The sequence below is a fragment of the Polyangium jinanense genome (assembly GCF_028435365.1).
In genome coordinates this window covers 55,508-76,142 of the sequence record NZ_JAGTJJ010000006.1, presented here as the reverse complement: position 1 = coordinate 76,142, position 20,635 = coordinate 55,508, and the positions used below count along the sequence as shown (strand labels likewise).

General features: G+C 68.3%; 14 protein-coding genes. 4 read left to right on the top strand and 10 right to left on the bottom strand.

Annotation, left to right across the window (positions count from 1 at the left end):
• Positions 1-34: 34 nt before the first annotated feature.
• The 8 genes from KEG57_RS15330 to KEG57_RS15295 all read right to left on the bottom strand — a co-directional run bounded on the left by KEG57_RS15330 (position 35) and on the right by KEG57_RS15295 (position 13,439).
• Positions 35-1,204 (bottom strand): porin, encoded by a 1,170-nt coding sequence (locus KEG57_RS15330; protein WP_272418928.1) that lies wholly within the window; start codon positions 1,202-1,204, stop codon positions 35-37.
• A gap of 177 nt (positions 1,205-1,381) precedes the next feature.
• A complete protein-coding gene (locus KEG57_RS15325; RefSeq protein WP_272418929.1) occupies positions 1,382-1,987 on the bottom strand; it encodes a hypothetical protein in 606 nt (201 codons plus the stop codon).
• The gene (locus KEG57_RS15320; protein WP_272418931.1) at positions 1,984-2,586 is read right to left on the bottom strand and encodes an RNA polymerase sigma factor; all 603 of its coding nucleotides are present in this window, start codon (positions 2,584-2,586) and stop codon (positions 1,984-1,986) included. The genes KEG57_RS15325 and KEG57_RS15320 overlap by 4 nt, the downstream gene beginning before the upstream one ends.
• 191 nt (positions 2,587-2,777) lie before the next feature.
• Positions 2,778-4,304 (bottom strand): complex I subunit 4 family protein, encoded by a 1,527-nt coding sequence (locus KEG57_RS15315; protein ID WP_272418933.1) that lies wholly within the window; start codon positions 4,302-4,304, stop codon positions 2,778-2,780.
• Between the two features lie 23 nt (positions 4,305-4,327).
• Complete coding sequence (locus KEG57_RS15310) at positions 4,328-5,890, bottom strand: complex I subunit 4 family protein (protein ID WP_272418934.1); 1,563 nt, start codon at positions 5,888-5,890, stop codon at positions 4,328-4,330.
• A 2-nt stretch (positions 5,891-5,892) separates the two neighbouring features.
• Positions 5,893-8,058, bottom strand: a complete 2,166-nt coding sequence (locus KEG57_RS15305; RefSeq protein ID WP_272418935.1) for a proton-conducting transporter transmembrane domain-containing protein — start codon at positions 8,056-8,058, stop codon at positions 5,893-5,895.
• Positions 8,051-11,986 carry a putative inorganic carbon transporter subunit DabA gene (locus KEG57_RS15300; RefSeq protein ID WP_272418937.1) on the bottom strand — a complete coding sequence of 1,312 codons (3,936 nt, stop codon included), beginning with the start codon at positions 11,984-11,986 and terminating at the stop codon, positions 8,051-8,053. Before KEG57_RS15300 ends, KEG57_RS15305 begins: the two co-directional genes overlap by 8 nt.
• Positions 11,987-11,993: 7 nt before the next feature.
• Positions 11,994-13,439: a complex I subunit 4 family protein gene (locus tag KEG57_RS15295; protein ID WP_272418939.1), complete on the bottom strand. Its 1,446-nt coding sequence runs from the start codon at positions 13,437-13,439 to the stop codon at positions 11,994-11,996.
• Positions 13,440-13,639: 200 nt separating this feature from the next.
• Between KEG57_RS15295 and KEG57_RS15290 the strand changes: the two genes are divergently transcribed.
• Positions 13,640-15,280 (top strand): SulP family inorganic anion transporter, encoded by a 1,641-nt coding sequence (locus tag KEG57_RS15290; protein WP_272418940.1) that lies wholly within the window; start codon positions 13,640-13,642, stop codon positions 15,278-15,280.
• A gap of 107 nt (positions 15,281-15,387) precedes the next feature.
• On the opposite strand, the gene KEG57_RS15285 is transcribed toward KEG57_RS15290, so the two are convergent.
• On the bottom strand, positions 15,388-16,050 hold the full coding sequence (locus KEG57_RS15285) for a hypothetical protein (protein ID WP_272418942.1): 663 nt from the start codon (positions 16,048-16,050) through the stop codon (positions 15,388-15,390).
• Between the two features lie 273 nt (positions 16,051-16,323).
• Between KEG57_RS15285 and KEG57_RS15280 the strand changes: the two genes are divergently transcribed.
• Both KEG57_RS15280 and KEG57_RS15275 read left to right on the top strand, forming a co-directional pair.
• Positions 16,324-17,448, top strand: coding sequence for a diacylglycerol/lipid kinase family protein (locus KEG57_RS15280; RefSeq protein ID WP_272418944.1), 1,125 nt, complete (start codon positions 16,324-16,326; stop codon positions 17,446-17,448).
• A 50-nt stretch (positions 17,449-17,498) separates the two neighbouring features.
• Positions 17,499-17,822, top strand: coding sequence for a TMEM165/GDT1 family protein (locus KEG57_RS15275; protein WP_272418946.1), 324 nt, complete (start codon positions 17,499-17,501; stop codon positions 17,820-17,822).
• Here the strand turns inward: KEG57_RS15275 and KEG57_RS15270 are convergent.
• Positions 17,813-19,126, bottom strand: a complete 1,314-nt coding sequence (locus KEG57_RS15270) for an inositol-3-phosphate synthase (protein WP_272418947.1) — start codon at positions 19,124-19,126, stop codon at positions 17,813-17,815. The two genes, KEG57_RS15275 and KEG57_RS15270, sit on opposite strands and share 10 nt — an antisense overlap.
• Before the next feature lie 677 nt (positions 19,127-19,803).
• Between KEG57_RS15270 and KEG57_RS15265 the strand changes: the two genes are divergently transcribed.
• Positions 19,804-20,634 carry a phosphocholine cytidylyltransferase family protein gene (locus KEG57_RS15265; protein WP_272418948.1) on the top strand — a complete coding sequence of 277 codons (831 nt, stop codon included), beginning with the start codon at positions 19,804-19,806 and terminating at the stop codon, positions 20,632-20,634.
• Position 20,635 lies beyond the last annotated feature (1 nt).

The following is a 20,635-nucleotide window of genomic DNA, read 5'->3' as shown; positions in this document are numbered from 1 at the left end:
GGGCACAGCCACAGGTCCCGGACTCCATCTCCCCCTAGATCCAGAGCTGCATCTGGAAGGTCAGCTTGTGGTTCGTACCGGCCGCGTACCCGTCGGCCGTCTTCGCGTCGGTGCGTAGCCACATGTAACGCAAGCCCATCTTGAGGTGGTTGCCGACGACGTACCCATTGAGCAGCCCCTCGACGCTGCGCTCGGTGTCCGGCTTCGACGTGTCCGGATCCATCACGCCCGCGCGCGCCGCGATCTCGAAGCGCTTCGGCACCACGAAATACCCCGCCTGCGCATATCCCCCGAATCCCTGGATTCGTTTGCCCTCGTCGGGCTGCACCTGCCTTGCATACGCCTCGCCGAGGAACGTGAACCGATCCCAGGCGATGAACACGTCCGCGCCCGCGGTGAGGCGCGTCTCGGCTGGCAAGGCCACGGTCGTTTGCTGGCCCGTCGCGGGGTCCGTCTGCTGCTTCGTCGGGTGCGCGCGATCGGCAATGCCATTGACGCCGATGGAGATCCCGAAAGGAACGGCGCCACGCAAAGAAGGCGTCTCGTCGTACGGCATGGCCCGCACCGGGCTCACCGCGAGGCGGCCGATGGCCATCACGGACGTGTCGTCGTTGCCGCCCTTGTCGATGCCGTTTCCATTGAATGCGCCCGCGTAATACTCGAGACGCCCCTTGCCGGTCGAGCCGAAGAGCATCATGCCGGTGTCGCGTCCCGCTCTGAATTTCTCGTTCACGCGCGAGAAATCGGGGAACTGGAGGATCGGCACCGGCGTGAAGAACGCCCGGCTGAACGGCGTCAAGAACTGGCCCACCTTGATGCCGAGCTCCGGCATCGGCTGCCAGGCGATTTCGAGGTCGAGCAGCTTCGGCGTGGCCGTGGCGAACTCGGGTTGCACGAAGAAGCGGACCTGATCGTGGAATGCGCGGGCCCGGATGTACGGGCGTACGACGGCCACGTTGAATCCATCACTCGAGAGCCCGTCGCTGTTCGAGATGAGATCGAAGCGCGTCTGGCTGAGCACGCCCGCGTCGAGGACGAATTTGTCCTGCTCGGTGCGGAATCCGAGCCCGTCCGCGAGCGAGGCGTGGAATTCGAACTTGTCGCTCTTCGCGGGCGCGTCGGCGCGGGCGGCGGGGAGCGCGAAAAAAGAGGCCATGGCGAGCGACGCGAGGCCGCTCGCGAGCGCGCGAATGCGATGAGACACGATACCTCCAGCGGTCCGCAGCGCGGACGTACCAGGACGAACGAGCGCGCCGCCAAACCCGGGTTGGCGCGGCAGGACGAGCCGGAGGCGGCGCGCAAAAGGGCGCGGCACCCCGGGGCCCGGATGGTTATCTTTCAATCAATGCGGCGCCGGGGTGTTCCCCGCCGCCGCAGTATTTCAATCGCGGCTGGCCGTCAGCACGAACTGCTCGCGGAGCGCGGCCTTCTTCGATTCGTGCCGGACGTGAATCTCGTAGCGGCCCGGGTGCGTGACGGCGACCCGCAAAGGCACGCCTCTCCCATTGTGATGCGTGAACTTGTGCACACAGCGCGCCTCGACACAATGCCGTTCGAGTTTCGCTTCGCTCTCCGACGGGAGCTGCACGCGCACGTGCGTGGGCACTTCGAGGCTCACGAGCGCCGGCTGATCGTCGTGGTGTTGCGTCTGCAGGTGGAGCTCGGTCCAGGCATGCCCCGCCTCTGGCAAGGCGACCGCGCGCTCCTCGACGAGCACGACCTCGTTGCCCTTCGAGCGCACGTGTCCCCAGACGCCATACACGAGCGCCGCCGCGAGGGCCATCGCGGGCACGAGGCGCACGAAGGCCGAGCCACCGCTCGGGCGGGGTTTGGCCGGGGCATTCGTCGTGCGACGCTCGGAGGTCGAGCGCTCGGGCAGACCCGAGAACGTGCGCTCGACGAGCGATTGCGGAGGCTTGACCTGGCGGAGGGCGCGGATCTCCTCCTCGAGCTTCTCGGGGAGCGGGGGCAGGTCTTTCGAGTTCATGTCGATTCCTCCTCCTCCTCCCTCGCCGGCGTTTCGGGCTTCGCCGCCACGAGCTTTTCATAGGCCACGCGCAGACGCGCGCGCCCGCGGGCATGTCGGCTTTTTACGGTCCCCTTGGGGACGCCGAGGATCTCGGCCACGCGATCGTATCCGAGCTCCTCGATGTCGCAGAGGACCACCACCGTGCGGAACTCCTCGGGCAACGTCTGCAAGCACGCGAGGAGCTGCCCCGCGTGCTCGTTCTGGATCACCATCGCCTCGGGGCTTTTTCGCTCGTCCTCCGCGCCGAACCCGAACGCCGACGCGCAAGCATCGACGAATTGCTCGAAGAGCCCGCGCCGCCGCGCCTCGGTCCGCCGCGCCTCCAGGTGCTCGTGCCGGGCAATCCCGCAAATCCAGACCACGAGGTCGCTCCGGCCCTCGAACGAGGCTGCGTTCGCGTAAGCCTTGATGAGCGTGTTCTGAAAGAGATCGTCGGCGCGGTCGCTGTCGCCCGAGAGAGCGAGGCAGAATCGATAGAGCCGTGGCAGGACCGGGCGAACCGCCGCCTCGAACTGCGCGCGGCCTTCCGCGAGGGACGTGGATTGCGGAGCGGCCATGGAGAACCCGTCGAGCATGGGCGACGACGACGGGGCCACTCTAGCGTAGTCGAGACGCGGGGCCACCCCCGGAAAGCGGAAGATGGGTCCTTCCGCGGAGAACGCCGGTGATTCGGAGGTGGCGCGCATGTCCGGAGTGGGACGGAACGAGCTCGGCCCGGGTTCCCGGGCGGGCGCGACGGGGCGCGTGATCACGGGTGGGCGGCGACGGCCGAGGTCGCCGGGCGCGCGAGGGCCTCGGCGCTCGGGCCCACGATCGCGAGCAAAGGCCGCGGATACAGGCCGACCACGAGCACGAGAATGGCGAGGCACCCGACGACGCCCCATTCGAGGGGCCGGAGGTCCTTCATCGAGGCGACGCGCGGGCGCGTCACGGGGCCGAGGAAGACCTGCTCGAAGACCCGGAGGACGTAGGCCGCGCCGAGGATCGTGCCGAGGAGCGCGAACCCGAGCAGCGGAAGGCTCGTTTCGTAGGCCGAGAGCAGGACGAGGTGCTCGCCGGGGAAGCCGCTCGTGCCGGGGACGCCGATGCCTGCGAGGCTCAAGAGCAAGAACATCACGGCCGCGCGTGGCGCTTTCTGGGCGACGCCGCCGAGCGCCGAGACCTCGGACGAGCCCACGCGGCTCTGCAAAAAGCCGGTCAGGAAAAACAGACCCGTCGCGGACAAACCCAGGTTGAGCATCGCGAGCACCGCGCCGGAGAGGCCCTCCGCTTTGCCCGACGAGATGCCGACGAGGACGATACCCACGTGGCTCAGGCACGAGAACGAGAGCATGCGCCGCAGGTTTGGCTGGACGAGCGCGACGAGCGCGCCGTACACGACGCCCGTGACGCCGATGGCGCCGAGGAGCCACGCATAACGCGCCGTGGCCTCGGGGAGCAGCGGCACGAGGAAGCGGAGCACCCCATAACTGCCGAGCTTGAGCCCGGTCAAAAGGACGCCAATCCCCACGGGGCACTCGCGTAGCATCGTGGGCATCCAGGTGTGGAGCGGGACGAAGGGGCCCTTGACGGCGAAGCCGGTGAGCATCGTGAAGAACACGATCGGGCCAATCGCCGCCGGGACCGGCCGCGCGCGGAGGACGAGCCAGTCGAAGGTGTACGGATCGGCCGGGTTTTGCCGGCCCCCGACCGCGAGCAGGATGATGCCGAGGAGGAGCGGCCCCGAGGCGGCGAGCATCGTGAGCACGAACTTCATCGCCGCATACCGGCGCTCGGGGCCCACGCCCCAGAGGCTCACGAGGAAATAAATGGGGACGAGCGACGCCTCCCAGAACACGAAAAAGAGGACGAGGTCGAGCGACGCGTAGATGCCCACGACGATCGCGGAGAGCGCGAGGAGAGACGCGCAGAAGCCGCGGGCGCGCGTCTTCACGTCGTGCCAGGAGGCGACGAGCACGAGCACCGTGAGCATCGAGGCGACGGGCAAAAAGAGGACGCTCATGCCATCGACGCCGAGGTGATAACTCGCGCCGAGCGTGGGCATCCACGGGCGCCGCTCGGCGAATTGCACGTCGGGCGTGCCGGGCGAAAACCGCGCGAGCACGAAGAGCGAGAGGAAAAGCTCGATCACGGCGCCGGTGAGCGCCGTCCACCGCGCGCGTCTTTCGTCGCCGATCGCGAGGACGAGGATCGCCCAGGCGAGGGGGAGGAAGATCAGCGTGGAGAGGACGGGAAAACCGACCTGATCTGCGGCGAAGATCTCGCGAATTTGCACGACGAAACGCCTCCCGAGCGCCCTTACGGGGCGCCCTCCCCGTGCATCACGAGGGACGAATGCGGTTTGGCGTGCTCGAGCCGCGTGGACATGGCGCGGACCGAGCCGTCCACGACCTCGAGCAAGGGGTGAGAAAAGAGCCCGAGGCCCACGATGATCGCGCCGACCGCGCCGGCAATGACGAGCTCACGCGCGCTCAGGTCACGCACGCTCTTGCCGCGCGTCGATTTCGCCTCGGCCGCGGGAGAGCCAGGCGGGGACGCGGCGGGGGCGAGGAAGGCGCGCTGGAAATAACGCAGCAAATAGGCGGCCCCGAGCAAGCTGCCGAGGCCGACCGCGATGGCCATGATGCCGTGCCGCGCGCCGAGCGCGCCCACGACGACGAGGTGCTCGGCCTCGAAGCCGCTCGTCCCCGGCATTCCGATCGTCGAGAGGCCAACGAGCAGGAACGTGAACGAGAGCAGAGGCGCGCGATGCGAAAGCCGCGCGGCGCGCTCGATCTCGGTCGAGCCGAGGCGGCGGTGCAAGAAGCCCGCGACGAAATAAAGCCCGGCCGCGCTCAGGCCGACGTTCAGCGTGACGAGCAGCGCGCCCGAGAGTCCTTCCACGTTGAGCGCCGAGAGCCCCACGAGCACGGCGCCCGTGTGCGCGAGGCAGGCGAATGCGACGAGGCGCCGTAGGTTTGTCTGGACGAGCGCGAGGAGGGCGCCGTAGAGCATCCCGACGACGCCGAGGATCGCCAGAATGGAACCGTGTCGATGCGCGGCGACGGGGAGGAGCGGGACCACGAATCGCAGAAGGCCGTACACGCCGAGCTTGGCGCCGACGAGGAAGACGCTCACGCCCACGACCGGGCCCTCGGCCATGACGGGCGGAAGCCATCCGTGGAAAGGAAAGAGCGGGATCCGGATGGCGAAGCCGAGGACGAAGAGCCAGAACGCGAGGGATTGCGCACGTGCCGGCGCGGGCATGTCGAGCAGCGCGTCGAAGGAGAATCGACCACCGGTGACGCGGCCGAGGACGAGCGCGCCCGCGAGGACGAGCAGGACGCCCATCGCATTGAGCGCCGCATACCGACGCGCCGCCGCGTGCCTCCCCGGCCCCGTGCCCCAGCTCCGCACGAGCAGCGTGCCGGGCACGAGCTCGAGCGCGGCGAACGCCCAGAAGAGCAGGAGATCGAGCGCGACGAACGCGCCCATGAGCGTCGACTGGAGGCAAAAGATGGCGGCGAGGTAATGGCCGGGCCGCTCTTTGGATGCAACCTGCGCGTGGAGGATGACGAGCAGCGCGAGCAGCGCCGTCAGCGGCAGAAAGAGGACGCTGATGCCGTCGACGCCGACGTGATAGGCGAAGTTGCCGAAGAGCGGGACACGCTCGACGAGCTGGAGCGCGGAGGTGTGCCGCTCGAATCGGGCCACGACCATGACGGCGAGGACGAGCTCGAGCGCGGCGCCGCCGAGGCCAATGGCATAGATGTGGCGCGCGTGTTTCAGGGAACGGACGAACGCCGCGGCGAGGAGCGGCACGAGGATGAGCGCGCCGAGGACCGGGAAGGGCAAGGCCGAGGAGTAGGGAATCTCGTTCATGGTCAAACGGCCCAGAGGACGACGACGAACAGGGAGAGGACGACGAGCGCCCCGACGACGACCGGCCTTTCGAGCAGCGCCTCGACGTGATCGAGGGTGCGTCCGATGAGGTCGCCGGTGATCGGAATGCCGCGGCCGATCGCGCGCCGCACGATGTGTTTTTCGACGAGGTGCGCGAGTGTCGCCGCGTATTGAAGGAGCCGGCCCGCGATCCCGCGGCCCCGCGCGAAATCGTCATCGGCGCTGGGCGCCGGGGGTGGCTCTTCGCCGTGGGTGATCGCGGCGCCGCCCGTGGTTTGGCGTTCGAGGGCCGCGCGTACGGCCGCGAAAGGATCGGCGTCGTCGATTTCACCGGCGAGGACCTTTTCCTGGAACGTCGCGAGCGGCGCGGGCGCGTCCTCGGGCGAGAGCGGGCGGCCAAAGGCGCGGTCGAGGAGCGAGGCGTCGAGGCGGTCGAGCGCGCGGCCGAGGCGGAGAATGGGCGCGAGGAGGAGGCGCTCGTAAAGAGGTTCGAGCCAGAATCGCGCGAGCGCCGTGACGTAGAGGCCACGCAGGCGCGTCGGCAGAATGCCCGGCCGCTCGGGCGCGGCGCGGTGGAAATAAAGCGCCGTCGCCCAGCCCGCGACGAGCAGGCACCCGAGCAGGAGCATGAGGCCGAAGGCCCAGAACGGATGCGCGGCGCGGCCGAGACCACCACGCTTCAGCAAAGGATCGAGGACGAGGTGGAAGAGGCCATGCGGCCGTCCGCCGGGCGCGAGGCCGAGCGAGAGGCTGACGGCGCCGACGACCGCGGGGGCGATCCACGCCGGGCCGAATTCGACGAACGAGGAGACGGTCTTCCACTCGGCGCCCTTGCCGGCATTCGCGAGGCCACGCTGCGCGAACCGGAGGAGATAATGGCCGCCGCAGAAGAGCGCCATTCCAGCGCCTGCCGCGGAAAGGAATGCGCCGGGAGAGAGCGGTGCGTCCGGGCCGGCCCAGATTTCCGTGAGGAAGGGCAATGCGAGCACGCCGAGCAGGCCCGCGAGCAAGAGCCAAAAGGCCGGCTCGACCTCGCCCGCGACGGGGCGCTCTTCACGGGATGGCTCGTCGCGCGTGACGAGGAGCAGGGTGCTCGGCGCCGTGAGGAATTGCGCGCCACGGAGGAGCGCGTGCGCGAAGAGGTGAAACAGCGCAATGCCGCGGGCCCCGAGGCCGACCGCGAGGAACATGAGCCCGAGCTGGCTCACCGTGGAGAAGATGAGCCCGCTTTTCGCGTCCGTCTGCACGAGGCTCACGAGGCCGCCATACAGCGCGGTTGCGGCGCCCATCGCAGCCATCGCGCGCAGCACGTCGGGCGCGTGCACGAGCACGGGGGTCATGCGCAGGACGAGGAAGAGGCCCGCCGTGACCATGACGGAACCGTAAAAGAGCGCGCTCGAAGGCGTCGGGCCCTCCATGGCGCGCGAGATCCATGGCGAAAATGGGAGCTGCGCGGATTTCGCGGCCGCCGCGACGAGCAGGCAGAACCCGAGAGCCGAGAGCGCCCCGTGGTTCGCGGTTTCCGCGACGTGGAAGAGCGACGAATAGCGGACCGTGCCGAGCTCGTGCCAGGCGATGAAGATCGCGCAGAGGAAGGCCGCGTCGCCGATGCGGTTCGTCACGAACCCGTACGTTGCGGCCCGCGCCGGCGCCTTGCGCTGGTAATGGTATCCGATGAGCAGGTACGACGCGAGGCCCGCGCCTTCCCAGCCCACGAACGTCATCACCAAGTTGCCGCCGAGGACGAGCAGCAACATGGAGGCGAGGAAAAAACACATCACCGCGAAGAACCGAGGGAAGCCGGCCTCGCGGTGCATGTAATTCGTCGAAAACTTGAGGACGAGCGCGCCGAACCCGCTGACGAGCAGCGCGAGCGACGCCGAGAGCGGATCGAGCAGGAGCTCGAGGGGCGCGCGATACGAGCCGCTTTCGATCCAGGGCGCGACGAAGAGCGTCGCGGGCGCGGCGCCGAGCGTGGAGCGCAAAAGGAGCGCTCCGGCGCCGAGGAAGGAGAGCAAAGCCGCGCCGAGGGCGAGCCGGCTCGTCGTGCGCTCCGGGAGCGGGCGCCCGCCGAGGGCGAAGAGGCCGATGAGGGTCGCCGCGACGAGCGGCAGCAGCGGAATCAGAATGGCAAAACGCTCAAGCATGGGCCACCGGGGAACGCGCCGGGCGTTCGTCCGGACGAATGAACGCCGGGGGGAGGAAATCGAGCGTGCCCGAATACCAGGCCGCGGAGCTCTTCACCGTCTTCACCGGGAGGCCCTGCGGCTCCCAGGGGACGAAGCCCTTTCCAGGCAGGAACGACATGCATTCGCCCGTCTCCGGATCCATCGCGACGAGGTGGACCCATGCGTTGCCCACGAGCTCGCGGACGATCGGCTGCTTTTCGTAGATCCTGCCGAGGATCTCGGTCTTCGCCACGACGAGCATCAGGAGCCGCATGGGCTCGTGGATCTCGATCATCTGTCGGGGCAAACCGGTCCTGAGATCCCCCGAGGCGCCCTCCATCACGCCGATGAGGCCCGCGACGTTGTGGGGGACCTTCGTCCCGCAGCCGTACGTCGTGTTGTCGACCGTGGAGAAGTAATACTCGAGGCTGATGCCCGCGCCGACGGGGCCGGCGGCGAGCAAGATGCCTTCGAGGATGGTGCCCTCGGAGTCGATGGACGGATCGTACGAGATCAAAAAACATCGGCGGTCGAGGAAGACGCCCTGCGAGATCGTTCGAGGTCCAATGATGGCGAACGCGTTCGTCGCATGGCCGAGTTCGGGGCGCGCCTGCGAGAGGTCCGCGGTGCGGCCGACCACGTGCCGAAGCGCGCGCGCCGGCGTGGGGTTTTTCGGGGCCGATTCGAACTTGCGGCACCGCTCGTGCGCCGAGCGTTCCCGGGCCTTCTGGAGCACGCCGCGGAGTTTGTCCACGGCGGGGCGGAAGGCGTGCGGGATGTCGACGAGGTCGAAATAGAGGATCTCGTCCGTCGCGGTGTTGTGCTCGGTTCCGAGGAACCAGGTGTCGTCCGGGATGTCGATGCCCCGCTCCCGCAGGATCGTGCGGACCTCGGGGTTGTTCGCCATGCGCGCGAAGACGCGGGCATTCGGGCCGCCGTGTTTGCCGCTGCAGGCGCCGCAGTCGTACGCGGAGAGGTGAGGGTTGTTGCGGCTCTCGGAGCCGTGACCCGAGAGCATGACGAGCGGCGCGAAGTCGCGGACGAGGCCGATGATCCGGAGGAGCGACGCCACGCGATCCGCCTGTTCGGCGAGGGTGAAATGGGTCTTCTGGAGCTCGCCTTGTTTTGGCTCCGAACCTTTTTCGCGCTCGCGATCGAGCGGCACCTCGGTCTCGACGGCGGGGAGCGCGGCGTCCTTCGCGCGGCGCGACATGCGATCGAACGCGCGCGGGAAGAGCAGCCGGCCGAGGACGGGGAAGAGCGAGAAGAACCCGAGGATGTCGATGACGAAATAGGAGGAGACCGGGTTCCGGGTGACCTCGCGGATGACGTCGCGGAGCGCCGCGAGCGCGCGCATGCGGAGCGAGCGTGAGGCCCACGCGGGCATCGCCTCGGGGCGCGGGACCTCGCAGAGCTCTGCCGCGGGCGTCGCGACGATCGGGCAAAGCGGCACGGCCTCGCGCGCGCCGAGCCCCTCGTACGCGATCGCCACGCCGAAAAAGCCCGCCGCGCCGAAGGTCTGGTACGAGGGCCGGAGCTCCTCGACGTGCCGGCGAATGCATTCCTCGCGCTCGTCGAAGCAGAAGACGATCTGCGCTTCGCGCCGGCCCACGTACGGCTTCTGCGCGCGGATGTTCGTGGTGAGCGCCTCGAGGACGGCGTCGCGGTAATGGATCTCGTAGGCGTTGTGCCAGATCGGCGTGATGGTGTCGGGTTCGCACGCGTCGAGCGTCGCGAGCAGGCGCGTGACCCCTTCGAGCGAGGTCGCGCGGAGCTCGCCCGGGGAGACGCCGAGGTGCTGCGCGAGCAAGAAGAGGCGGAATGCGTGGTGCCGCGCGGAATGCCCGGCGTTCACGTGCTCGGCGCTTTGCTTCAGGTCGAAGACCATGTCGGCCAGGCGGAGGAGCACCCCCGCGTCGCCGGCCGCGGCGGAGGCGGAGCGCGCCTCGAACAGGGCGCGGGCGCGCTCGGCAAGGAAATCGGGCAACTCGCCGAGGAAAAGCGCGTGCCGGACGAGCAGCTCCGGCAGGTGGTTCGAGAAGGAATGGCGGAAGGCGTCGATGTCGCCGTCGTGCCCGAAAGCGCGGAGCGACGCGCGCCGCACGAAGAGCACCTCGTAGAAAAGGCGCACGGCGAGGAACTGGATGAGGTTGATCGGATGCGCCCTTTGCGCCGGGTAGTTGGGGTGCGTCTCGCGCCAGTGCACCATGCCCGCGAGCCCGGGCAAACCCACGCAAATGCGGCGGAGATACGGCCCCCAGTGCGGCTCGGGCACGCCGAGGCGCTCGAGGCTCTGGAGGATCGCGTCGACGGCGAGCGGCGGCAGCTCCCGCAGCGCGTCGCGCGCGCCCGGCAAATCTTCGAGCTCGAAGAATCGGTCGTGCTCGGCCATCTTGCGGAACGCGTCGTAAAAGCCGAGCGAGCGGCCTGCGACGTGCCAGGCCGCGAGGCCCTCGTCGAGGAACGCCATGGTCACGCGCATGATCTGCGGGTGAATCTTCTCGTGGATGTCCTCGCCCGTGAGCGCGAGGAGCAAATCGCGGTGGCACGTCTCGGGGCCGACCTTGCCGATGTGCTCTTCCAATCGGCGCGCCGCGTGCTCCATCATCTGCTGGCGCGGATCCCGCGCGGTGAGCTCGGCGATCAGGCTCTCGCTCGACGGCGGCCCGCCGAACGCGGATTCGAGCGCCCGGAGCGCCTCGAACCCGCGCCGACGCAGGTGATCCGGGCCGAGGTCGTGGACGACGGTGAGGCAGAGGCGCGCGATTTCGCTGGTCGCCGCGCCCGCATGCGGACCAAGCGCGCCGTCCCGCTCTTCGAGGTGCGCGCGCACGGTATCGCGGATGCGTGAGGCGAGCTTGGCGTCGAGCGGAATGGCCGGGCCGCCCCAGGCTTCGAGGTGCTCGATGCGCTCGAAGAGCGCCTCGATCCGCGCGCCCACGGGCTCCTCGGGCGTGAGGTGCTCGGCGTGAATCGGCGAGAACGGGTCGGACAAACCAAAGCTCGCGAGGCTCGCGCGGAGCAAGGAGAGGACGGCGAGGCCCTCGGGATCACGTCGCACGCGCTCGGCGAGCGCGGGGAGCGTGCCTTCCACGCCGAAATGCGCGAGCAGCACCCGGCGCACCTTGCGCACCTCGGCTTCGAGCCAGCGCTCGGGGCGGTTTTTCGCGGCGCTCGCGGAGAGTTTGTCGCGGACGATGTCGAGGTATCCGGCCCGCGTCTCCTCCGGGATGCCCAGCGCGTCGAGGGCGCGCGTGACGGCGTCGGGATCGGCGCTCTCGTCCGTGGGGCCTTCGAGGCAAGCCTCTTCGAGCACGGCCGCGGGGACCGGCGTGGCGAGGAGATCGGCGAGGAGATCGGCCACCGTGAAATCGCGACCGACGCGGGCGAGCGCGGCCTCGAATTCGCGTTTCGCCGTGGCGAGCAGGCGCTCGCGGGATTCCTTGGAGAGCTCGGGGCGGAGCACGGAGAAGAAATCGGGCCCGAAGCGCGACTCGGCGTTCTCGCCGGGTTCGAGCGGGTCGAGGCCGTGCAGCAAAGCGAGGCGCTCGACGTCGCGCGTGGTGATCGTCCGATCGCCGATGCAGATCAGAGGCTCGGGTTCGGTCGCCCCATTTCGCTCGCGGCGCGCTCGTTCGAGGTCCTCATCGGTGATCCGCCCGATCGCGTAGAGCCGCCGGTACTCGTCGAGCGGCAGATATCCGCGCCCGCCGAGCACGCGGCGCGCCTCCAGGACGGCCTCCTCGAAATGCAGGTGCTGAAAGCCGTGCAGCGTATTGTGGTGGATGAACGTCTCGATCGGCCCCTGTCCGGGCAGAACGTGGGCGATGTGGTGGATCTCGTGTTCGAGGTGTTTTCTCGATTCGACCGAGATGCCGCGCGTGACGGCGGAAGGCAGTGCGCGCATACGAGTCTCATCCGTGGAAGAGCGTCGCCATGTGCGAGACCGTGGCGGCGAAGAGGTCGAGAGCGGCGCGCGGGGCGACGCCGAGCGCGACGATGAGCACCCCGAGCGGCGCGGCGGCGAGGAGCTCCCGCGGCTCGAGGTCCCGGAGGTGTTTCCAGCGGGGATTCAAGGGGCCGAAGAAGAGGCGGCCAATGGCGCGCATCGAATATCCGGCCGTGATGAGGACGCCGACGGTCGCGATTCCAGCAAAATATTCGTACCGCTGGAACGTGCCGACGAGCGTGGACAGCTCGCTGACGAAGCCGGCGAGCCCGGGCAAACCCATCGATCCGAGGAGCGCGAGGGACAGCGCCACGAAAAACCGCGGCGTGACGCTCGCGAGGCCGCCGTACTGGCGCAAATCGCGGGTCTTCGTGCGACGCTCGAGCGCGCCGACGAGGAGGAAGAGCGCGGCGCTGGAGACGCCGTGCGTGCACATCTGCATCGTGGCGCCCGTGAGCCCGGCGTCGTTCAGGGAGGAGACGCCGATCAAGACGAAGCCCATGTGGCTCATCGAGCCATAGGCCACCATGGTCTTGAGATCGGGCTGGCGAAACGCGAGGAGCGCGCCGTAGACGATATTGACGAGGCCGAGCAGGAAGAGGAGCGGCACGAGGGACTCCGCGCCGGCAGGCAAGAGCGCCGTGAGGCGGAGCAGGCCATACGCGCCCATCTTCGCGAGCACGGCCGAAAAGACCATGCTGACGGGCGGCTCGGATTCGACGTACGCGAGCGGGAGCCATCCATGCAGCGGGAAAACGGGGATCTTCACCGCGAGGCCCGCGAAGAGGCCGAGGAAGAGGAGGACCTGCGTCGCCCGGCCGAGCCCGGCGCTCGCGTTTTGCATCTCGACCATCCCGAAGCCGTGCTTCGGCACCGAGAGGTGCAGCGCGAGGATGGCGACGAGCATCAGGACCGAGCCGGCGAGCGTGTACAGGAAGAAGCTCATGCTCGCGGCCGACCGGTTTTTCCCGCCCCACACGCTGACCAGGAAAAACAGAGGGACGAGGGTGAGCTCCCAGAAGACGTAAAAGAGCGACCACGAGAGCGAGGTGAAGACGCCGAGGACCGCGAATTCGAGGAGCAAAAACCAGGCGAAATATCCCTTCACCCGGTGCGTGCCGTGGAGCGAGGCGACGAGCGCGACGAGCATCACGAGCGTCGTCAGGAGCACCATCGGAAAGGAGATTCCGTCGACGCCGAGCGCGGCGGAGCCGTCCGCATCCGGGGACCACGGGAATGGCGCGACGAATTGCAGCGCGGAGGTGGTCCGGTCGAACGACGGGACGAGGCTCCACGATGCGATGAATGCGAGCGCCGCGTGGAAGAGCGCGACGCCCTTGATCATCCGGGCTTTCCCGGGCGGAAGCAGAATGACGAAGATCGCGCCGAGCAAGGGCGGGAAAATCGTCAAGAGGAGACTTGGCATAAAACAATGGCTATCGCAGGGACGGGCGTCCTTGCGTGTGCTGCTTGCGTCGTGGGACGGGACGAGCTCCGAGTTGGTTCCCGGGAACCTGTCGGTCGCCTCGATCCGTCTTGTGGATCGGATCGCACGACCGAGGTCGTGGGGTACGGAATTTCGATGTCCGTGACCGATCCGCAGAGGGTTTTATGGACAAGCCGGACCAGAGCGCCGGTGTGCCCACGGGCGCGCCTTCCATCCGGAACGACCTCGTCGCCGGATTTCTCGTCTTTCTGATCGCATTACCGCTTTGCCTCGGCATCGCCATGGCGAGCGGTTTTCCGCCCGTGGCGGGCATCATCACGGCCGTCATCGGCGGCGTGATCGCCACATGGATAGGCAGCGCGACGCTCACCATCAAGGGGCCCGCCGCGGGGCTCATCGTCATCGCACTCGGCGCGGTCACGGAGCTCGGCAATGGTAACGGCTCGGTCGGTTATCGACGCGCCCTCGCCACGATCGTGGTGGCCGCCGTGCTCCAGATCGGGTTTGCCCTCGCGCGCGCCGGAGCCCTCGGCGATTTTTTCCCCTCGTCCGTGGTGCACGGGATGCTCGCGGCGATCGGCATCATCATTTGCTCGAAGCAGGTCCACGTGGCGCTCGGCGTGACGCCCGAGGCCAAGGAGCCGCTCCCCCTGCTCTTCGAGATCCCGCGGAGCCTCGGGCGCCTGAATCCGGAGATCGCGATCATCGGCGTCGCAAGCCTCGCGATCCTGTTCCTGTTCCCCGTCGTCTCGAAGCGCGTCCCAGCCCTCAAGAAGATCCCCGCCCCGCTTTTCGTCCTCGCCCTCGCGGTGCCGCTCGCGCACGTGTTCGACCTCGAGCACGAGCACACGTACACGTTCTCGATCAACCACCACGACTACAAGATCGGCCCGAACTTCCTGGTGAACCTCCCGGGAAACTTGCTCGCCGCGGTGACGACGCCGGACTTCAGCGCGGTGCTCTCGGGGACGTCGCTCAAGTACATCACGATGTTCGCGCTCGTCGGCAGCATCGAGAGCTTGCTCAGCGCCAAGGCCGTCGACGCGCTGGATCCGGAAAAGCGCCGCTCGAACCTCGACAAGGACCTGCTCGCGACGGGCGTGGGCAACCTCGTGGCGGGCCTCATCGGCGGCCTGCCCATGATCTCGGAGATCGTGCGCAGCTCGGCGAACATCGGCTACGGCGCGCGGTCGAAGCTGTCGAACTTCTTCCACGGGCTGTTCTTGCTGCTCTTCGTGGCGTTCTTGCCCGGCCTCATCCACCGCATCCCCCTCGCGGCCCTCGCGGCGATGCTGATCTACACGGGCACGCGCCTCGCCTCCCCCCACGAGTTCGTCAAGACGTTCCGCATCGGTCGCGAGCAGCTCCTCGTGTTCGTGTCGACGACCGTCGTGACGATCGCGACCGACCTGCTCGTCGGCGTGGCGGCTGGCATCGTGATCAAGATGGTCGTGCACGTCGTGAACGGGGCGCCCATCAAGAGCCTGTTCCGGCCCGACATCGAGGAGCGTTCGTTCGAGGATCGCGTCGTGCTCCGGATCCGGCACGCCGCGGTGTTCAGCAACTACCTCTCGATCAAGGGGAAGCTCGCGAAACACGAGGCGAAGCACGTGGTCGTCGACTTCGACCATGCCCGCCTCGTGGATCACACCGTGATGGAGAAGCTCCATGAGCTCCGGGGCGAGTTCGAGCGGAACGGGCGCGTGCTGGAGCTGATCGGCCTCGACCGGCACCGGAGCCTGTCGGAGCACCCGCTCGCGGCGCGGAGGAAGATCGCGCTGGAGCGCGCCGGCTCGACCCCCTGAGCCTACCCGGCCGAACGTAAAAACGAACGTCCCCCTTCCCAGCGCGCGCCGGGGAGGGGGACGTCGTGGTTTCGAAGCGAGGGCCGGGAGGGCCGGCCCGCTTCGGATCAGCCGCCGGCGGCGCGCATCGGGGGCTTGAGGGGCAGCGGGAGCGCGGCCATGGGGCCCGGCGTCGAGGGCGCGGCCTTCGGCGCGGCTTCGCCGTCGAGCGCGGCGAGGGCCAGCATGCAGCGGTCCATGCCGTGGTCGAGGGCGGCCTCGCGCTGGAAGACCTTCGACAGCTTCACGAGCTTCAGCGAGGTCTGCTTGCCGAAGTCGATCTCACGCTCGAGGAAAGCCTCGAACGAGCCGTAGCCCTTCGCCTGGAAGAGCTGTTGCTCCTGGATCTCGGCGAGGACCAGGCCGATGTCGAAGAACCCCTTCTCCATGCGCTTGCGCAGGGTGCGGATCTTCGTGGTCTGGTTGTGGAGCTCGGCGATCTTCGCCTTGATCGCGTCGGCCCCTTCCGGCACGCGGATCGTGGCGCGCGCGCTGCCCGGCGGGGCAGGCTCGGCGGCCCGGGCCCGCGCCTCGGCGGCATGCTTGGCCGCGTGGCGAGCGGCCCACGGCGCGGCTCCCCGCAGACCGAGCTTGCGCTTCGAGCCCTTGGCGTCGTCGTCCTTCTCCCGGGCCTTCGTCCCGGATTTCGGGGCGTCGCCGCTCGCGCGCGAGCTCGAATGTTTCTTCGCGGAGCGTTTCTCCGAGCTCTTCGTCTTTGTCGATTTCGCCATGTCGCTGCGTCCCGCTTCTGCGATAATCCCCGTCCCACGCGTATCGTCACGCGAACTGGGGCGCGCCGTACGGTTCGAGCCGGACGGCTGTCAAGTGCACGTGAAGGCTATACGCCCGTCGCCTTACCAAAATTTGAGCCAGTCCGTCCAGAAACTTCGGACGTATGGTCAGTTTGTGTCCGCGCGGGCGGGCGGGCAAGGCTAGGCGAAGCGGTTCCGGCGACGGGGGGGGCAGGCGGGGAAGAGGCCGTTTTCGTGCTAGATCCGCCGCCCATGGCCTCTCGCACCGACGCGCCCCTCCCCCCCGGAACGGACCTCGAGGCCACCTCGTCGAGGCCCGAAGGGCCGGCCCGGTCCGCCGGCCCGGCCCTGCCCCGCATCGCCGTGGTCGTCAACGGCAACGCCAAGAGCGTCACGGCGGAGGTCATCGAGACGCTCGATCAGATCCTCGACAGCGGCGATCTCTTCGTGTCGCGCAGCGTCGAGGAGAGCGAGGGCATCGCGCGGACCCTCGTCGATCGCGGCTACGAGACGATCCTCACCGGCGGCGGGGACGGGACGTTCACGTCGGTCGTCACGGCCGTCGTGAACGAAGCGAAGCGAAGGAACGCGCCGATGCCGCGCTTCGGTCTCTTGCGGCTCGGCACGGGCAACTCGCTCGCGTGGGTGCTCGGCGCGAGCGGCGCGGGCGAGAAAGGCTCGGGCGGGTTCCGCGGGCTCGCGGTGGATCTCTCGCGCCTGCGCGCCGACGCGGGGAGCCGGTGGCTTCGGCTCGTCGAGGCCGAGGGCGTGCTCTCGCCGTTCTGCGGCTTCGGCATCGATGCGGAGATGCTCAAGGACTACACGCGGGTGAAGGGCCTGCTCGCGCGTGGGCCCCTGAAGCGAATCGCGCCGGGCATCGTGTCGTACGCGATCGCGGCGACGACGAAGACCTTGCCGAGCTACTTCGTGCGCCGCACGCCGCACTGCCGCGTGATCAACACGGGGAGCGACGCCGTGCGCGTGGGCGAGAAGGGGGCGATCCTCGGCGCGCCGATCCGCAAGGGCGGCGTGATCTACGAGGGACCGGCGAAGCTCGCGTGTGTCGCGACGATCCCGTATTACGGCTTCGGTTTCCGCATGTTCCCGTACGCGGAGGACAGGCCGGACCGCATGCAGCTCCGCGTGACGAACCTCTCGCCCGTGGCCTTCGTGTCGAACTTCCAGACGATCTGGCGCGGCGAGTACGAGAACCTCGAGAACACGTTCGACTTCTTCGTCGACGACATCACGATCGAGATGGACCCGCCGACGGCGTTCCAGATCGGCGGCGACGTGCGAGGCGATCGTCAAAGCGTGCGGGTTCGTCTGACCGAACCGATCCGCATCGTCGACTTCTACGCGCCGCCGCGGGGCTAGCGGGCGCGAGCGCGCTTGTTCGTGGCGCCGGGCCGCGTCACGCTCGGCGGATGGACTGGAAGCTCTTCGCCTCGACGTTCGCCGCCATCTTCCTCGCGGAGATGGGCGACAAGACGCAGATCGCGACGCTCACGCTGGCCGGCAGCGGCTCGTCGCGCTGGGTGGTCTTCGCGGCTTCGGCGCTCGCACTGTGCGCGACGAGCGCGGTCGCGGTGCTCCTCGGGGAGGTCGTGAGCCGCCACGTGCCGGCGATCTGGGTGAAGCGCGCGGCGGGGCTCGTGTTCGTGCTGCTCGGCGTGATCTATCTGGTGGGCGCGAAGGAGGAGCCGGGGGCTCGTTCGGGCGAGCCCCCGGCGCGCAGCGATCAGTCGTAGTACTCGTTGCCGAGGTGGGTGATGAGGTCTTCGCCCATCATCCAGCGCATCGTGTTCTTGAGCTTCATCGACTGGATGAAGAGGTCGTGCTCCGGGTAGAGGTTCGGAGCGGTCATGGGGCTCTTGAAGTAGAAGCTCAGCCACTCCTGCGTGCCCGAGAAGCCCGCGCGCGAGGCGAGGTCCATGAGCAGCGCGAGGTCGAGCACGATCGGCGCGGCGAGGATCGAGTCGCGGCAGAGGAAGTTCACCTTGATCTGCATCGGATAGCCGAGCCATCCGAAGAGATCGATGTTGTCCCAGCCTTCCTTCGCGTCGCCGCGCGGCGGGTAATACTCGATGCGGACCTTGTGGTAGAGCTTGCTGTACAGGTCCTTGTACATGTGCGGCTGCAGGATGTACTCGAGGACGCCGAGCTTCGAGACTTCCTTGGACTTGAAACTATCGGGGTCGTCGAGCACCTCGCCGTCGCGGTTGCCGAGGATGTTCGTCGAGAACCAGCCCGAGAGGCCGAGCATGCGCGCCTTGAGGCCCGGCGCGATGATGGTCTTCATGAGCGTCTGGCCGGTCTTGAAGTCCTTGCCGGCGATGGGCACCTCGAGCTTCTTCGCGAGGTCCCACGCGGCGGGGAAGTCGACCGTGAGGTTCGGCGCGCCGTTCGCGTAGGGCACGCGCTCCTTGAGGCAGGCCCACGCGTAAATCTGCGAGTTCGAGATGCCCGGATCGTTTCGCGCGAGGCCGGCCTCGAAGGCGTCGATCGACGCGTGCACGTCGCCCGGCGGGAAGTAGACCTCCGTCGAGCCGCACCACACGGCGACGGCACGCGAGCAGCCCTTGGTCTTCAGGAACGTGCGGATGTCGTCGCGCACCTGCTCGACCATGTCGGCCTTCGTGGCGCCCGTCTTGACGTGCGGGCCGTGCAGGCGCTTGACGTACTCCGGGTAGAAGACCGCCTTCATCGGCGTGACCTGCGAGAGCTCGTCGCGCACCTGATCGAGGTGGCGCTGCTCGAGGACCTCGGCGTGCTTCGCGGACTCGTACGCCGTGTCCGGGAAGAGATCCCAGCCGCCGAACTCGAGCTGATCGAGCGACGCGAGCGGCAAGAACTCGCGGATGAGCGGCGAGCGATTGTCCGTGCGCTTGCCGAGCCGGATGGTCCCGAGCTGCGTCAGCGATCCGATCGGCAACGCCAGATTCTTGCGGGCCAGCATCACGCCGGCGATCGTCGTCGTCGCCACCGCACCGAGCCCCGGCAGGAGCACGCCGAGCTTGCCCTCTGCCTTCGTGATTTCTTTCGGCTGCTTCACTCCCGCTCCTCCGTATGTCCCGTCGATCGCCCCGAGGGGGGGCATGTCTAGGCCAACGCGACAGGACACTCAAGCGGTGCCTGCAAGCGTCGGCCCACGGAGCATGACGTGCCGCGCGGCGTGTGCACGGCATCTGCGCGATCCACGCGAAGACACGAACGACCACGGCGCGCGGGGTCTGACCCGAACGGGGCGGTCGCGGCGAGCGTCACGTTGCGGACGCGGGCTCACGCGGCTCGGATCGGCTGGCCGCGCGCTTCACGACGCTCGCTCGCGCGACGACGCGAACGTTCGACGGGGTCTGGCAACGACGTCGCACTGTCGCGCCACGCGCACGCTCGACCTCGCTCGTGTGCGTGCTCGTGAACGACGTTCCTGCGAAGTTTCAACGCGATTTTCTGGAGGCGCACGCGTGAGGTGCGAAGGCACGGTAGCGGCTCCGCTGGCCTCCGGCTTGCTTTGAATGGAGATGCGTCTCCCGCGCCTCGCACGCCGATACCCGTCGGATGTACGTGGCGATGCAGCTCGGCTTCGCGTGTCGAAGTCGGGCGGGTGTTGCGCTTTTGCAACACTGTGAGGCGCCGGAACACCGCCTTTAAAAGCGGACCGATGGGAATTGTTTCGCAGGCAGAAGGCGTGCTACGAGGGGCGTCTTCGGATTGGGCACCGCACCTTCCATGCTTGAAAAACAAACGATGGAGCGGGCGATCGTGCTCGCGGCAGGAACCGGCTCTCGCCTCGTGAGTGGCGAGATCGCACCCAAGCCCCTCAAGCCGGTCGCCGGGGTTCCGCTTCTGGTTCGCATCCTCCGGACGCTGCGCGCAGAGGGGATCCGCGAGGTCGTGGTGGTCACGGGGTACAAGGAAGAGCTCATTCGCGGCGCGCTCGCGGAGAGCTCCCTCGGCCTGTCGATCTCGTTCGTGAGCAACACGCAGTACGAGCGAAAGAACGGCGTGTCGCTGCTCGCCGCGCGTGAGCACGTCGTCCCGGGGACGCTGCTCACGATGGCCGATCACCTGTACGCGCCGGCGATCGTGCGTCGGCTCGCCGCGCTCGATCTGCCGAGTCGCGCGGCCGCGCTCGCCGTCGATTACGACATCCCGCGCTGCTTCGATCTCGACGACGCCACGAAGGTGCGCGTCGAGCGCGGGCGCATCGTGGACATCGGCAAGGAGATCCCGGCGTACGACGCGCTCGACACGGGCGTGTTCCGCATCGGCCCCTCGCTCGTCGAGGCGCTCGATCGCGTGTACGCGGCGAAGGGCGATTGCTCGCTCTCGGAGGGCGTACGCGCCCTCGCCGACGAAGGGATGTTCTTCGCGTGCGACGCGGGCGACGCGCGCTGGATCGATGTCGACACGCCGGCCGCGCTGGAGCAGGCCGAGCTGCTTTTGCGCATGTTCGGCGACGGTCTCGATCGCGACGTGTATCCGCGGCCCTCCGAGCGCGTGGCGCCGGTGAGCCGCTCGTGGGCCGCGGGGTATCAGCCGGCCGCGGACGCCGAGTAAA